At 55.4% G+C, this 15,761-nt stretch carries 14 protein-coding genes and 1 tRNA gene; 4 read left to right on the top strand and 11 right to left on the bottom strand.

Going from position 1 to position 15,761, the window contains the following annotated elements:
* Positions 1–25: 25 nt before the first annotated feature.
* The 9 genes from dppF to F3I15_RS10310 all read right to left on the bottom strand — a co-directional run bounded on the left by dppF (position 26) and on the right by F3I15_RS10310 (position 9,728).
* Entirely contained in the window at positions 26–1,036 is a 1,011-nt protein-coding gene (gene dppF / locus F3I15_RS10350; protein WP_150017847.1) for a dipeptide ABC transporter ATP-binding subunit DppF, read from the bottom strand.
* Positions 1,026–2,012 carry a dipeptide ABC transporter ATP-binding protein gene (dppD, locus tag F3I15_RS10345; RefSeq protein ID WP_150017846.1) on the bottom strand — a complete coding sequence of 329 codons (987 nt, stop codon included), beginning with the start codon at positions 2,010–2,012 and terminating at the stop codon, positions 1,026–1,028. The genes dppF and dppD overlap by 11 nt, the downstream gene beginning before the upstream one ends.
* A 12-nt stretch (positions 2,013–2,024) precedes the next feature.
* Complete coding sequence (gene dppC / locus F3I15_RS10340) at positions 2,025–2,927, bottom strand: dipeptide ABC transporter permease DppC (protein ID WP_150017845.1); 903 nt, start codon at positions 2,925–2,927, stop codon at positions 2,025–2,027.
* A gap of 9 nt (positions 2,928–2,936) precedes the next feature.
* Positions 2,937–3,956, bottom strand: a complete 1,020-nt coding sequence (gene dppB, locus F3I15_RS10335; RefSeq protein ID WP_150017844.1) for a dipeptide ABC transporter permease DppB — start codon at positions 3,954–3,956, stop codon at positions 2,937–2,939.
* Between the two features lie 200 nt (positions 3,957–4,156).
* Positions 4,157–5,767, bottom strand: a complete 1,611-nt coding sequence (gene dppA / locus F3I15_RS10330; protein ID WP_150017843.1) for a dipeptide ABC transporter periplasmic-binding protein DppA — start codon at positions 5,765–5,767, stop codon at positions 4,157–4,159.
* An 843-nt stretch (positions 5,768–6,610) separates the two neighbouring features.
* Positions 6,611–6,687 (bottom strand) — tRNA-Pro (locus F3I15_RS10325).
* Between the two features lie 122 nt (positions 6,688–6,809).
* Positions 6,810–8,501 (bottom strand): kdo(2)-lipid A phosphoethanolamine 7''-transferase, encoded by a 1,692-nt coding sequence (gene eptB, locus F3I15_RS10320; RefSeq protein WP_150017842.1) that lies wholly within the window; start codon positions 8,499–8,501, stop codon positions 6,810–6,812.
* A 260-nt stretch (positions 8,502–8,761) separates the two neighbouring features.
* Entirely contained in the window at positions 8,762–9,190 is a 429-nt protein-coding gene (locus tag F3I15_RS10315) for an organic hydroperoxide resistance protein (protein ID WP_108570089.1), read from the bottom strand.
* A 73-nt stretch (positions 9,191–9,263) separates the two neighbouring features.
* A complete protein-coding gene (locus tag F3I15_RS10310) occupies positions 9,264–9,728 on the bottom strand; it encodes a MarR family winged helix-turn-helix transcriptional regulator (RefSeq protein ID WP_150017841.1) in 465 nt (154 codons plus the stop codon).
* A gap of 60 nt (positions 9,729–9,788) precedes the next feature.
* Here F3I15_RS10310 and F3I15_RS10305 point away from each other — a divergent pair, with 60 nt between their 5' ends.
* On the top strand, positions 9,789–10,382 hold the full coding sequence (locus F3I15_RS10305) for an HD domain-containing protein (RefSeq protein WP_150017840.1): 594 nt from the start codon (positions 9,789–9,791) through the stop codon (positions 10,380–10,382).
* A gap of 41 nt (positions 10,383–10,423) precedes the next feature.
* Here F3I15_RS10305 and F3I15_RS10300 read toward each other — a convergent pair whose 3' ends face one another.
* A complete protein-coding gene (locus F3I15_RS10300; protein WP_039381633.1) occupies positions 10,424–10,720 on the bottom strand; it encodes an HTH-type transcriptional regulator in 297 nt (98 codons plus the stop codon).
* Between the two features lie 198 nt (positions 10,721–10,918).
* Positions 10,919–11,077 carry a hypothetical protein gene (locus tag F3I15_RS18220; protein ID WP_190314991.1) on the bottom strand — a complete coding sequence of 53 codons (159 nt, stop codon included), beginning with the start codon at positions 11,075–11,077 and terminating at the stop codon, positions 10,919–10,921.
* Between the two features lie 342 nt (positions 11,078–11,419).
* Between F3I15_RS18220 and F3I15_RS10295 the strand changes: the two genes are divergently transcribed.
* The 3 genes from F3I15_RS10295 (at position 11,420) to mtlD (ending at position 15,739) form a co-directional block, all read left to right on the top strand.
* Entirely contained in the window at positions 11,420–12,136 is a 717-nt protein-coding gene (locus F3I15_RS10295) for a DUF3053 domain-containing protein (protein WP_108570086.1), read from the top strand.
* 426 nt (positions 12,137–12,562) lie between these two features.
* A complete protein-coding gene (locus F3I15_RS10290) occupies positions 12,563–14,497 on the top strand; it encodes a PTS mannitol transporter subunit IICBA (protein WP_150017839.1) in 1,935 nt (644 codons plus the stop codon).
* Positions 14,498–14,590: 93 nt separating this feature from the next.
* Positions 14,591–15,739, top strand: a complete 1,149-nt coding sequence (gene mtlD, locus F3I15_RS10285; RefSeq protein ID WP_150017838.1) for a mannitol-1-phosphate 5-dehydrogenase — start codon at positions 14,591–14,593, stop codon at positions 15,737–15,739.
* The last annotated feature ends 22 nt before the right edge of the window (positions 15,740–15,761 follow it).

Genomic DNA, 15,761 nt, shown 5'->3' with positions numbered 1-15,761 from the left:
GAGCCTTTTTTATCAGTGGCGTTAATCAGGGTGTTTCCAGCGGCTGGTTTTCATCCTGATCGACCGCAAAGCAGGCAACCTGCTGATCGCCATAGCGTTTGAGTTTTGGCTGCAGCTGCACGCAGGTGCCAAAACGGCGACGGCAGCGCGCGTTGAACGCGCAGCCTGGCGGCGGATTGAGCGGGCTGGGCAGCTCACCGGTCAGTTTAATACGCTCGCGCCGCTCATCCGGATTAAGACGTGGCGTGGCGGAAAGCAGCGCCTGCGTATAAGGATGACGCGGATTGCTGAAGATCGCTTCTTTACTGCCTTTCTCCACGCAGCGTCCCAGGTACATCACCATGACTTCATCGGCGATGTGCTCTACCACTGAGAGGTCGTGCGAAATAAAGACGTAGGAGAGGCCGAGGTCCTGCTGCAGATCCATCATCAGGTTCAGCACCTGCGCGCGCACTGAAACATCGAGCGCCGAAACCGGCTCATCCGCGATCAGGACATCCGGATCCAGCATCAGCCCGCGCGCAATGGCAATACGCTGACGCTGACCGCCGGAGAACATGTGCGGATAGCGATCGTAATGTTCGGTCTTGAGACCCACTTTCGCCATCATCTCCAGCATTTTTTCACGCCGCTCTGCTTTGCTCAGCGCGGTGTTAATAATCAGCGGCTCTTCGAGGATCTGGCTGATTTTTTTACGCGGGTTGAGTGAGCCGTAGGGGTTCTGAAAGATGATCTGAATTTTCTGCCGGCGTAGTTTTTGCGCCTGTGGATCGTGCTTCAGCAAATCCTGTCCGTGCCAGTAAAGCTCGCCTTCGGTCGGGGTTTCGATCATGGTCAGCAGACGGCCAAGCGTGGATTTTCCGCAGCCCGACTCGCCAACTACCGCCAGCGTTTTACCCCGTTCAAGGTTGAAGGAGACGCCATCAAGCGCCTTCACCAGGCGCTCCTGACCAAACAGGCCTTTCTTCACCGGGTAGTGTTTTTTCAGGTCAATCGCCTGCAGCAGATAATCCTGCTTCATGTTATCAGGACTCATAGGTCGGTCTCCCGGCATCATCCAGTGGGAAGTGGCATTTAGACTGGCGGCCCGGAATATCGCGCAGCGCAGGTTCTTCGGTACGGCAGCGATCGGTCACATAGGGGCAGCGCGGATTCAGCAGACAGCCAGAGGGGCGGTCATATTTGCCCGGCACCACGCCTGGCAGCGATGCCAGCCGCGCTTTGTCTGCCGCAAACTCCGGCAGCGCGCGCAGCAGCGCCTGCGTATAGGGATGACGCGGCGCTTTGAAGATATCCACAGCTTTGCCACTCTCCACCACCTGACCGGCATACATCACGATAATGTGCTGCGCCGCTTCGGCAACCAGCGCCAGATCGTGGGTAATGAGGATCAGCGCCATGTTCTCCTGCTTCTGCAGCGCCAGCAGCAGTTCGATGATCTGCGCCTGAATGGTGACATCCAGCGCCGTGGTTGGCTCATCGGCAATCAGCAGTTTAGGCTTGCAGGCAATCGCCATGGCGATCATCACGCGCTGGCTCATGCCGCCCGACAGCTGGTGCGGATAGACATCCAGCCGCGAAGCCGGATCGGGAATACCGACCTGCTCCAGCAGATCGATAGCGCGCTGGCGGCGGGTGCGTTTACTGCCGCCCTGATGCACCTTGAGCGCTTCCATAATCTGGAAACCCACGGTATAGCAGGGATTAAGGCTGGTCATCGGATCCTGAAAAATCATCGCAACTTCTGCGCCAACCAGCTGCCGGCGCTCTTTTTCAGAGATCTTCTGCAAATCGCGCTGGTTAAACTCCAGCTTCTCAGCCATGACGCGGCCAGGAAAATCGATCAGACCCATAATCGCCAGCGAACTGACTGATTTACCGGAGCCCGACTCACCGACAATCCCGACGACCTGGCCCTGCTCTATCTGATAACTGATGCGGTCAACCGCACGGAACGGTGTTTTTTCGTCGCCGAAATGCACCGATAACTTCTCTACATTTAATAACGCCATCTCGGTGCCTCTTTACTGCTTGAGTTTCGGGTCGAGTGCATCACGCAAACCATCGCCCATGAGGTTGAATGCCAGAACCGTCAGCAGGATGACCACTCCGGGGAAGGTCACTACCCACCAGGCACTTTGCGCATACTGCAGAACGTCGGAGAGCATGGTGCCCCACTCCGGCGTTGGCGGCTGCGCCCCCATTCCGAGAAAGCCCAGCGCCGCCATGTCGAGAATGGCGTTGGAGAAACCGAGCGATGCCTGCACAATCAGTGGAGCCAGGCAGTTTGGCAGAATATTGACGAACATCTGACGCAGCGTTCCCGCGCCTGCCACGCCGGAAGCGGTAACATAATCGCGGTTAACCTCCACCAGCACCGCCGCGCGCGTCAGGCGGATATAGTGCGGCAGCGCCACAAACGTCAGCGCCAGCGAAGCGTTGACGATGGAGGGGCCAAAGATGGCTACCAGCACCAGCGCCAGCAGCAGGCTGGGCAGCGCCAGCATGATATCGACCAGGCGCATAATGGTGGCATCCACTACACCACCGAGATAGCCCGCCATCAGGCCAAAGATCACGCCGAAAATCAGTGACAGCACCACAACCAGGCAGCCTACCAGCAGCGACAGGCGCGCCCCGAACATCAGGCGTGACAAAATATCGCGGCCCACATCATCGGTGCCGAGGATATAACTCCAGCTGCCGCCCTCCTGCCATACCGGCGGATGCAGCAGCGCATCGCGGAACTGCTCTGCCGGACCGTGCGGTGCCAGGAAATCGGCAAAAATCGCAATCAGCAGCATCAGCGTGATGTAAACCAGGCCGATGACCGCGCCCTTATTACGTTTAAAGTAGTGCCAGAATTCCTGAAACGGGGTCATCGGCTTTGGTGCGGCAGTTACGCGCGCGGGTTCAACAGCAGACATAGCTCCCCCTTATTTCTTATGTCGGATGCGCGGGTTAACCACGCCATACAGCAGATCAACCAGCAGGTTGACCAGAATGATCAGGATGGCAACCAGCAGCACGCCGCCCTGCACTACCGGATAGTCGCGGCGCTGCAGCGCTTCAATCAGCCAGCGGCCCAGACCCGGCCATGAGAAGATCGTCTCGGTCAGAATCGCACCGGCCAGCAGGGTACCGACCTGCAGACCGATAACGGTGACCACCGGCAGCATCGCATTACGCAGCGCATGCACAACAATCACCCGCATACGCGTCAGCCCTTTGGCGCGGGCGGTGCGGATATAATCCTCGCCCAGCACCTCCAGCATGGAGGAGCGCGTCATACGCACAATCACCGCCAGCGGAATGGTGCCCAGCACAATCGCCGGCAGGATCATATGCATGACCGCATCTTTGAAGTCGCCCTCTTCTCCCCACAAGAGCGTATCGATCAGCATAAAACCGGTCAGAGGATGGCTGTCGTCAAGGAAGATGGTATCGCTGACCCGGCCAGAGACCGGCGTCAGGTTAAGCTGCACCGATACCAGCATAATCAGCATGATGCCCCACCAGAAGATCGGCATGGAGTAGCCGGTCAGGGAGATCCCCACGGCGGTATGATCGAAAATTGAGCCACGCTTTACGGCGGCCAGTACGCCCACCGGAATACCCACGGCGATAGCAAACAGCATGGCGCAGATGCCCAGCTCCAGCGTCGCCTGAAAGCGCGGGACAAACTCCTCCCACACCGGAATGCGGCTCTTCAGGGAGATACCGAGATCGCCGTGCAGCACCCCATTGATATAGCTGATGTACTGCTTCCACATCGGCTGGTCGAGGCCAAACTGCGCCATCAGCTGTGCGTGACGCTCCGGAGAGATACCGCGTTCGCCCGCCATGATCAGCACCGGGTCGCCGGGGATCAGATGAACAAACGCAAAGGTCAGTAGAGTAATACCGATAAACGTCGGGATGACAAGGCCCAGACGTCGGAGTATGAATTGCAGCATAAGCCGGATTCTCAGTCATTCTCCCGCAGCGGAAAGTCGTCGCGGGACTACATTGCTCATAACGCGCGGTCGGCAAAGCCGGACGCGATGCAGGCAGCGCTTCAGTAAAAGTATTTGCCGGAAAAAAGTACGGGACGCGGATGGCAAAGAGCGTATCCGAGGGCCAGCAGGCTGGCCCTCACCGTGATAATCCGAAAGGGTTATTCCTGAATATCGACGTTTTCGAAGTGATGCTTACCTAACGGATCAACCACATAACCGCTCACTTTCTTGCTGACAGGCTCATAGACGGTCGAGTGTGCAATGATCAGCGCCGGGGCCTGATCGTGCATAACGACCTGCGCCTGCTTGTAGAGCGCAATACGTTTGTTGTGATCGGCTTCTGCACGCGCCGGCTGAATCAGATCTTCAAACGGCTTGTAGCACCAGCGGGAGTAGTTGGAGCCATCTTTGGCCGCTGCACAGCTGAACAGCGTGGCAAAGAAGTTATCCGGGTCGCCATTATCGCCGGTCCAGCCCATCATGACCGTCTGGTGTTCGCCTGCTTTGGCGCGCTTGAGATATTCGCCCCACTCATAGGTAACAATTTTGGCTTTTACGCCAATTTTCGCCCAGTCCGCCTGAACCATCTCCGCCATGCGGCGCGCGTTCGGGTTGTATGGACGCTGCACCGGCATTGCCCAGAGATCGATAGAGAAGCCATCCGCCATGCCTGCTTCTTTCAGCAGCGCTTTGGCTTTTTCCGGATCGTAGGCGTAATCTTTGATCTCGTCGTTATAGCCCCACATGGTTGGCGGGATCAGGTTTTTCGCTGCCTGCCCTGCTCCCTGATAGACCGCATCAATGATCGCCTGCTTGTTCACCGCCATGGTCAGCGCCTGACGCACTTTGGCGTTATCCAGCGGCTTTTTCTCTGTGTTAAATGAGAGATAACCCACGTTCAGGCCAGGCTGCTCCATCAGATTGATTTTGCCATCTTTCTTCATGCTGGCGATGTCCGCCGGATTCGGATAAGGCATCACCTGACACTCGCCTTTCTGCAGCTTGGCGTAGCGCACTGACGCATCTGGTGTAATAGAGAAGACCAGACGGTCGATTTTTGGTTTAGTCCCCCAGAAGTCCGGGTTCGCTTTGTAGAGAATGCGCGAATCTTTCTGATACTGCTGCAGTACAAACGGACCGGTGCCGACCGGATTGAGGTCGATTTTTTCCGGCGTGCCTGCTTTCAGCATGTTGTCCGCATACTCTTTGGAAAGAATAGAAGCGAAGTCCATACCGAGGTCAGCGAGGAAAGGCGCTTCAGGACGGGTCAGGGTGAAACGCACGGTGTGATCGTCAACTTTTTCAATTTTGCCGATCAGCTTCGGCATATCCATGCCTTCGAAATATTCATAGCTGCCGCCAGAGACGCCGTGGAATTTGTTGTTTTTATCGAGCTGGCGCTCAAATGAAAACACCACGTCATCGGCGTTAAACTCGCGCGTCGGTTTGAAATCTTTCGTGCTCTGCCACTTCACACCCTGGCGCAGGTGGAAAGTGTAGGTTTTGCCATCTTCGCTGACATCCCACTTTTCAGCCAGGCCTGGCTGCAGTTCAGTGGTGCCGGTTTTAAACTCAACCAGACGGTTATAAATCGGGACCGAGCTGGCATCATAGGTGGTGCCAGAGGTAAAGAGCTGCGGGTTGAAACCTTCCGGCGAGCCTTCTGAACAGTAGACAAGGGTCTTCGCCTGAACACCGGCAGCGACGGTCATCGCAATCAGGCTGAGACCGGCCTTCAGCATCCTGGATTTAGCCCGGGAGTTCATCATGTTTTGCTCCATTGTGATGTGATGTTGTGTGCATCGCCCGTCCTCTGATTTTTTTATGCGGTACGGGCAGGTCTGACAGCGACCAGAATGTGAGCGGTTATTGTTATTGCCCTGGCGGGGTAAACCAGCCAGATGCGTCCGTCTCTACATCTTACTGAGGCATCAATTTGTCAACAGTTGCAACGAACGTCAATACAATGTGGGGTTATTTACACAGAGTGTGAGTAAGTGCAAGCAACGATAAAAAAGAGAATTAGAGAGAGAAACCGATATATAAAGCGGTGAAAAAGCGTTCGATACCGCTGGATTATCTGGCGCTTGCGTCAGATAACAGTGATTATCACCGTTAAAAAACATCTTAAAGTTGTCGGTAAATGTTGAATATATGAACGATTCCCCGTGCGTTATGACGTTCAGGCAGCGAAATATGCTGGCGTAATGGCATAAGAAATCAGCAAAAAGCAAAAGCTGGTCATAAGCAGAATGTGTCGCGAATTAAGAGAGGTGCTTTGATGCAGCAAGGGATGAAGAGCGGTGTTGAGGGATAATAAGGTTTATCCCGGTAATGATTAATGGAATGCGTAAATTGATGACTTTGCCTGATCGCTGCCGGAATGTGAGTCTGGTTCAGAAAAGGTCAGTAAATCTTCAGTCATCGCCGAAGCCGGATAAAGGGTGAAATGCGGGGTCGTGGAGTAAAGCGTCACACGCCACGGATGGCGTGTGCCGGACAATCAGAGACGGGACAGCGTCTTTACGGAGCGGTCGCGTATTTCCCCCTGAGAGTGCAAATACGACAGACGAAAAAAAACCTGCTTTTCGCAAAGCAGGTTTCTTAAATGATGGTCGGCGAGAGAGGATTCGAACCTCCGACCCACTGGTCCCAAACCAGTTGCGCTACCAAGCTGCGCTACTCGCCGATGGGGGCGAATATTACTGCTGCGCCTTTACAGCGTCAATCCCTTTTCCCTTTAAAGCTGCCTGATTGCCTGAAAAGCAGGCAACCCGCGCCGGGAAAGCGATCCCAGCGCGGGCATACCGGTCAGAGATTGCTCTGTGCTTTAGCGGCGGGAGCCTGACACCAGTTGTTTGCCGGATTGATACCGCCATTGGGTGAGGTGTAGCCCAGACAGCCCAGTATGGTATCAAACAGCTCAACGTGACGATGCGTTTTACCGACACGCTGCTGCGCCTGCAGCCGCTCAAAGTTGCTGCGGTTAACCGGATCGTCCAGATATTTATCGGACGCCCAGACCATCATCGGCACGCGGAACTGCTCCGGCGGCGCCATCTCACGTGGGGTCCCGTGCAGGTGCATATTTTCACTGATCGACTCGCCGTGATCCGCCGCATAGAACACCAGCGCTTTTTTATCACGCAGCTGATCCAGCACGCTGTCGAGCATCGAGTCCACATACAAAATGGAGTTGTCATAAGCGTTGATCAACTGCGCTTTGCTGCAGGTGTCATCCACGCCCATGCACTCAGGCTGATAACGCGCGAAGCTGCGGGGATAGCGCTGCGAGTAAAGATAGTGTGAGCCTTTGGTATGCAGCACCACCAGATGTTTGCCTTTCGGGAAACGCTGCAGGGAAGCCTGCAGTTCCGGCACCAGCAGCATGTCGTCTACCGCTTTACCCTGATTACGCTTTTCAGAGCCGATCTGTTCGCGGAAAGAGAAATTATTCACATCGGCATTATCATAAAACCAGACCTCGCTCTGCATGGCGAACAGCTCAGAGGTGAAACCCAGCTCTTTCATGACGGCAAATACGTTCTGCTCTTTCAGGGTGCGACCCGGGTTATCCATCGTGCCGCCTTCGCGAACAAACATGCAGCGCAGCGAGAGCTTGGTTGCGGTGTCGCAGGACTCACCGCGAAACGCCACCAGGTTTTTCTCTTTGGAGAGCTTTGGCGTGGTATCGCGATCGTAGCCCAGCATCCCCATATGATCCCAGCGCGTGGTTTCACCGATCACAAACACGACGTAAGTGTCATCAATGCCTGCCGGTGCCACATAGGTAAAGTTTTTCGCCGGATCGAACAGCGCTTCGCTGTCCAGCTTTTCATCCACTTTAGTCCAGGTAAACAGCCCCAGAGCGGCAATCCAGTTAGAAGGCAGATAAGAGTGTGCCACTACCCCGCCATAGCTGGGCAGATCGATATTCGTGATCTCTTCCTGCGTTTTCTGCAGTTTGTCAAAGTAGCGGATCGGCAGCCATACCAGCGCCACGCTCAGCAGCATAATGGCTACCGGTTTCAGGCGCTGTCCCGGCGTTTTCAGCTGCTCAATCAGCGTCATACGCAGCCGGTTGCGCCAGATCAGCAGCAGCGGCAGCGCGCTGACCAGCACCATCCAGACAACAAAGTGCAGACCGATCACTTCTTTAGAGAGATCGATGTCGGTTGTCATAACCGAAGCCACGATGCCGTAGCCAATCACGACATTAAAAAAGGTCATGTAATATGCCGCGGCTACGGAAATCACCACCAGCAGACTGGCCAGCACGCGGTAAGCCCATTTTCCACCCAGCGAGAGCAGGCGCATCAGGAAAAAGGTAAGCAAAACAGCGGCCGTGACTTCAGCAACAGCAGAAAGCCAGTCGGACGGGGTTGATCTGGTTAAGAAGCCGTCAAAGCGGCGGTAAAAAATTGGCAGGTTTAGCAGGATGCCAAGATAAAGTGCGAGCAGCAGAGAGAGCTTCTGCTGAGTTAAGCTTTTGATATAATTCATTTAAATTTTCTGTTCCCGACCCGGTGTCGATTTATCACCGTTCCTGTGACTCTGTTCAGACAGCAAGGTTCGCTTTGAGAATGGAAAAGCGTGACGTATCGAGCAGGATCGGGACGAATCTGAACCGAAAATAACTGCGATGCCGTGTTAAGCGCAGCAGTAGAACATTTAACCAATGGTAAGACCAGATTTTTTTGTGCGGGCTAAAAGCGGGCGAATAAAAAAGGCTCCCGCAGGAGCCCGGTTAACCGCGTGCGTGCTTAATTAATGATGTTCAGCGTCACGTCGATATTGCCGCGGGTGGCATTAGAGTAAGGGCACACAATGTGTGCAGCATCGACCAGCTTTTGGGCTTCTGCAGCATCCATCTCCGGCAGGTGGATATTCAGCGTCGCTTCAATACCAAACCCGGTCGGAATCGGGCCGATGCCAACTTCACCTTCAATCCACGCCTCTTTTGGCATCGCGATTTTATCGCGACCGGCAACAAATTTCATGGCGCCGAGGAAACAGGCTGAATAGCCCGCCGCAAACAGCTGTTCAGGGTTAGTTGCCTCGCCACCGGCTCCGCCCATCTCTTTCGGCACGCCCAGCTTAACGTCCAGTACGTTGTCAGAAGAGGTTGCACGTCCGTCACGGCCACCGGTTGCTTTTGCTTTAGCTGTATAAACCACTTTCTCTAAAGACATACTTTATCTCCGTTCGCTATATAATAGCGCGCTACTTATCCGCGCTCATGTAAATGCTTTTCTATCCGCGCAGTCAGCCTGCGCGGTTCAGATTGGTTCGCAGCATATCAAGCTGCTCTTTCAGCGCTGTCATCGTCCCGGTGTCACAGGCCGTCGCACACTGCACCGCTTCCGGAATCGCAGCGGCGCGCGCCTGTAGCTCGCGCCCCTCATCGGTCAGCGTCACCACGACCTGCCGTTCATCCTGGCGTGAACGCTGCCGGCGTACCAGCCCGGCTGTTTCCAGCCGCTTAAGCAGCGGCGTCAGCGTCGCGGAATCAAGAAACAGCTGTTCGCCAATTTCTGATACCGTGACTCCATCCTGCGCCCAGAGCACCAGCATCACCAGGTATTGCGGATAGGTAATATTGAGTGCCGTCAGCTGCTGACGATAGACCTTATGCATGGCCAGATTCGCCGAGTAGAGTGCGAAACAGAGATGCTGATCAACCTGGAGTGGCGGCCGCTTCACTTTTTTGCCATCTTGATTACTGTTCATGCAGATCAATATAGATAGCGCGCTATATAATTGCAAGCTACTTTTCACGGGAGAGTGAAGATGCAGGATTCACTGGAAGAGCAGGCGCGTCGCTTTGCTACTGAGCTTCATGCGGCTGCAGGCCAGCGGCGTAAATACACCGATGAGCCCTATATCGTTCATCCACAGGCAGTGGCTGAACTGGTTCGCAGCGTCACCGATGATGAAGAGATGCTGGCAGCTGCCTGGCTGCACGATACGGTAGAAGACACATCCAGCACGCTACAGGATATTGAACAGCAGTTTGGCCAGCGCGTGGCCGGGCTGGTTGCGATGCTGACCGACAGCGCCCAGCCGCAGGCCAGAAACCGTGCGGCGCGCAAGCTGGCTCATTTCCGGCATACGGCGGACGCCTCGCCCGAAGCGCAGACAATTAAACTGGCAGATATTATCGATAATACCCGCGCGATAGTGCAGTTTGACCCGGATTTTGCGCGCGTTTATCTGATCGAGAAGCAGGTGCAGATTCAGCTGCTGTTGCAGGGCGATAAACAGCTCTGGCAGCAGGCGCATCAGAATATTAAACAGGGATTACAGCAGCTGTCGCAGCCTCCCTATAACGTTCCGGAAAGCTGGTTTGCCCGTCAGGCGGCTAAATTTGAAACGCTGGAATAAAAAACCCGCCGTGCAGGCGGGTCAGAGAACCGATAATTGTATTACTCAAGCAGCTGCCGTCCCAGATAGGGATTCGCCTGCAGCAGCTTCATCAATTTGCGTGCCGTAGCGGAGGGGCGCGTGCGCTGCGCTTCCCAGCTTTTTACTGATGAGACGCTCACCCCCATCACGCGGGCGAACTCATCCACCTGCATGCCGGTCATCTCACGTAAACGCTGTGGCTCGGGAACTGACACCGTGTTGAGTGCAATATCTGATACGGAAGGCTTAGCATCACGTGTCAAAACAATTTGCTCAAGACTGCTGAGTAATTCAACCATTGGATCTTTTAATTCCATAGAGAACTCCTTAAAACTCACTATGAAGCACGTGAAAGTAGAGAGGTAAGCATCAAATGATGCTGAAACCAGGCTTTATCAGGCTGCATCCCGCAGCGGTTTGGACGTTAGAGTTATAAAACCGTTACGGGACACAGCCTGCTGGACACTGCGAATGTGTCAGCGCAATGCAACAATTGCCGGGTTTCTTAGTATGGGTCAGAATTCAGGAATTGCCGTCTGTTTTTTGATTATTTTTTCATCTTGCTTATGGCTAAAACCTGCAGTAACTCTTAAGTGCCTGTCAGGTAAAAAGTTGCTGTCTGTCACACTCTGATCCCTGGCCTGAATAAAGCAAAAATAGCGCCAGATTTGCATTTCGCTCCCTGCAGGCGTTTCGCACCGCCGCTGCCGCATTTTTGTCTGCAAAATGTTCAATAATAGAGCAGGAACGCACCCGTCTGGTGCATATCTAAGGAAAGATGATGAATCATGCCAGCCTTACTGCGTGCACTCCTTCACATTGCACGCTGGTCAGGAACTGAAATGTGGCAGCGGTCTGCCACACAGCTGACGATTGCTGTGCCGTGCGGGCGCGCTGACCAGAGAGCATCACACTGCACGCCTTCGGTCATTGTGCAGGCCAGGCCATTGCACTATTCTTTAGGACCATTCTCAGCGATTCACACATTGCCATTTTGTCACGACAGGAGTTGAAACATGGCGTCAGGAACTTCCCGCATCTGGATGCGCACCGGCATGCTGTTCGCCAGCGCGCTGATCGTATTGCAACTCACCGCCTGCGGTGACAAAGAGGGCGATCAGCGTAAGGCGTTTAACGATTTTCTGCAAAATACCGTGATGCGCAGCGGTGAACATCTGCCGGCACTGAGTGAAAACCAGAAGCAGACCTTCGGTAACTACGCCAGTGACTATGCCATTCTGTATGGCTTTTCTCAGCAGGTGAGTCAGGCCACGGAACAGGGTATGCGTCCGGTCGTGGATGAGCTGGCTGCAATTCGCGTTCCGCAGGATTATCTGACCCGCCGCGATACCCTGCGCCAGGTGAGCGGCAATCTCAGCGTTCTGACGCAGCAGATCCAGAGCGCGAAAATGCAGGCTGACAGCAGCAAGGCGACACTTAAACAGCCCGACGACCTGAAAAAGTCGTATGACGCAGCCTATGCAAAAGTGGTTACACAGCCGGCAGGCACGCTGATCCCGCTGCTGCCCAAGCTGCAGGCGCTGAGCCAGAGCGCTGTGCAGACCGGTGACTATCTGCAATCGCAGGGAACGCGCGTCACGTTTAATGATGGCGGCGTACAGTTCCCGACGCAGGATCAGGCGACCCGGTACAATGCGCTGATGAGCGAGCTCTCTGCAAACGCGCAGGCGCTGACGCAGGCACAAAACGCCGTACAGGGCTCCTGGCAGTAATGCCGGTTACGGGCAGTATTACTACTGCCCGGTTCTCGCTGCGCTTGACGTTATAGCAGCCTGGCGCTTTATCTGCCCGCCTGTGATCTGGCGCAATTATGACCAGAAATTCTTTGTGAACTGAATCACACTTCCGCAATAAACCCGCACTACCAAAGAGTGAGGTTTATCACATAAAACCCGTTTTTTTNTTTTTCGGCGCCGCTGCTTTTTTATTCCGGCTTTGTGTGACCAGAGTCACATTACACCCCCCTGTTCACCCCGCTTTTGCGTGATATGGATCACACTAATTCCGAACGCTACGCACGCCCCTGAACAAGTGCTAGAGTCCGCCTGCATACAGTAATGCCACGGCCCCCGCCGTAACGTCTCAACAAAAACAAATGCGCGCTCTTATTGCAGCGCGTCTCAATAAGGGGTGGGTTTATGTCCTCATCAGTCAAGGTCAGAGTGCAGAGCTTTGGTCGCTTTCTGAGTAATATGGTGATGCCTAACATCGGTGCGTTTATCGCATGGGGTATCATCACCGCGCTGTTTATTCCAACCGGATGGATCCCGAACGAAACGCTGGCGAAACTCGTCGGTCCGATGATCACTTATCTGCTGCCGCTGCTGATCGGCTTCACCGGCGGCCGTCTGGTCGGCGGCGATCGCGGTGGCGTGGTCGGTGCCATTACGACAATGGGCGTCATTGTCGGTGCCGATATGCCGATGTTCCTCGGCGCGATGCTTGCCGGACCGCTGGGCGGCTGGGCAATCCGCGCGTTTGACCGTGCCGTTGACGGCAAGATCAAAAGCGGTTTCGAGATGCTGGTGAATAACTTCTCCGCCGGCATCATCGGTATGCTGCTGGCGCTGCTGGCGTTCCTGGCTATTGGTCCGCTGGTGCAGGGGCTGTCGCACATTCTCGCCGCCGGGGTTAACCTGATGGTGCAGAACAACCTGCTGCCGCTGACCTCTATTTTTGTTGAGCCGGCGAAAATCCTGTTCCTTAACAATGCCATCAACCACGGCATTTTCTCGCCGCTGGGTATTCAGCAGGCGAGCGAAGCGGGTAAATCGATCTTCTTCCTGATCGAAGCTAACCCGGGCCCGGGCATGGGCGTGCTGGTCGCTTATATGATCTTTGGTCGCGGCAGTGCCAAACAGTCAGCGGGCGGTGCCGCTATTATCCACTTCCTCGGCGGCATCCATGAGATTTACTTCCCGTATGTGCTGATGGCACCGCGCCTGCTGCTGGCGGTGATCCTGGGCGGTATGACCGGCGTATTTACCCTGACGCTGCTGAATGGCGGCCTGGTCTCTCCGGCGTCACCGGGTTCTATCCTGGCGGTGCTGGCGATGACGCCAAAAGGCGCCTATTTTGCTAACGTTGCCGCTATCGTGGCCGCTTTTGCCGTCTCTTTTGTTGTCTCTTCTATCCTGCTGAAAACCAGCAAAGTGAAAGAAGACGAAGATATTGAAGCGGCGACCCAGCGTATGCGTGACATGAAAGCGCAGTCTAAAGGTCAGCCGGCTGCAGGCGCGCCGGTGGTAGCTGACGCTAACAGCGTAGACGTGAGCCACGTGCGTAAAATCATCGTTGCCTGTGACGCCGGTATGGGTTCCAGCGCCATGGGTGCCGGCGTGCTGCGCAAAAAAGTTCAGGATGCAGGCCTCACCAATGTCTCGGTGACGAACAGCGCTATTAACGCGCTGCCGGGTGACGTTGACCTGGTGATCACACACCGCGATCTTACGGAACGGGCGATGCGTCAGGCACCGCAGGCGCAGCATATCTCGCTGAATAATTTCCTTGATAGCGCGCTCTACACCAACCTGACCGAGCGACTGGTTACGGTAAACCGCAGCGTGGCGCATCGCGAAACGGTGCAGTCAACGCTGGCAGACAGCTTTGATAACGAGAATACGCACCTGTTTAAGCTCGGGGCGGATAACGTCTTCCTCGATCTGAGCGCCAGCAACAAAGAGCAGGCGATCCGCTTTGCCGGTGAGCAGCTGGTAAAAGGTGGCTATGTCCAGCCAGAGTACGTTGAGGCGATGCTGGCCCGTGAAAAGCTGACGCCGACCTATCTGGGTGAGTCGATTGCGGTTCCGCACGGAACGGTAGAAGCGAAAGATCGCGTGCTGAAGACAGGCGTGGTGTTCTGTCAGTATCCGGCAGGCGTACAGTTTGGCGATGAGCCGGATGAGGTAGCGCGCCTGGTAATCGGGATTGCGGCCCGCAACAATGAGCACATTCAGGTGATCACCAGCCTGACCAACGCGCTGGATGATGAGAGCGTGATTGAACGACTGGCGCAGACCCGCAGCGTGCAGGAAGTGCTGGATCTGCTCTCAGGCAGCAGCGTCAAAGCGTAATCAGTCAGCAGTTTTTTCCCCGGGGCGGGCAGGCCCGCCCTGTGTCCGGGGCGGAAATGCCCGCCCTTTCGCTATTTGAGATGGGTCAATTTTATGAAAGCGTTACATTTTGGAGCAGGCAATATTGGTCGCGGATTTATCGGCAAACTGCTGGCCGATGCCGGCATCGAGCTGGTCTTTGCTGACGTCAATCAGGTTGTGCTGGATGCCCTTAACGCCCGTCACACCTATCCGGTTCATGTTGTTGGCGAACAGGCGAAAACGGAGACGGTCACCGGCGTCAGCGCCGTTAACAGCACCAGCGATGACATCATTGCGCTGATCGCTGAAGTCGATCTGGTCACGACTGCCGTCGGACCGCAGATCCTGGAACGTATTGCCGGCAGCGTGGCGCAGGGTCTGATCGCCCGTCACGATCGGGGTAATACCGCACCGCTTAACATCATCGCCTGCGAAAATATGGTGCGCGGCACCAGTCAGCTGAAGCAGCATGTGCTGAAAGCGCTGCCGGCGCAGCATCACGCCTGGGCAGAAGCGCACATTGGCTTTGTCGATTCCGCCGTGGATCGTATTGTCCCGCCTTCTGAAGCGGGCAGCAGCGATCCGCTGGAAGTGACGGTGGAGACCTTCAGCGAATGGATTGTTGATAAAACACAGTTTAAAGGGGCGCTGCCGGCGATCCCTGGCATGGAGCTGACCGACAATCTGATGGCATTTGTTGAACGCAAGCTCTTTACCCTTAACACCGGGCACGCTATTACCGCTTATCTGGGCAAACTGGCGGGCCATGTAACCATTCGCGATGCGATCCTGGATAGCCGCATTCGCGCCGTGGTCGAAGGAGCCATGCAGGAGAGCGGTGCGGTTCTGATCAGGCGCTACGGTTTTGACGCAGAAAAACATGCGGCTTACATCAGCAAAATCCTTACCCGCTTTGAGAACCCTTACCTGAAAGATGACGTCGAGCGCGTAGGCCGCCAGCCGCTGCGCAAGCTGAGCGCAGGCGACCGCCTGATCAAACCGCTGCTCGGCACGCTGGAGTACCAGCTGCCGCACGATAATCTGGTGCAGGGGATCGCAGCCGCGATGCACTACCGCAGCGATGCCGATCCGCAGGCGCAGGAGCTGGCCACGCTGATCGCGGAACAGGGCGTTGCAGAGACGCTGGTAAAAATTTCCGGACTGGAGCCGGAGAGTCAGGCAGTAGAGGCTGTGGTGAGCGCTTACAGCGCTATGGCATAATGCGCGCCCCCGGGTGAGCAAA

The sequence above is a fragment of the Pantoea sp. M_9 genome (assembly GCF_008631385.1).
GTDB lineage: Bacteria > Pseudomonadota > Gammaproteobacteria > Enterobacterales > Enterobacteriaceae > Pantoea > Pantoea eucrina.
Note: the sequence above shows the minus strand (reverse complement) of the source record. Positions and strands in the feature narration are given on the sequence as shown.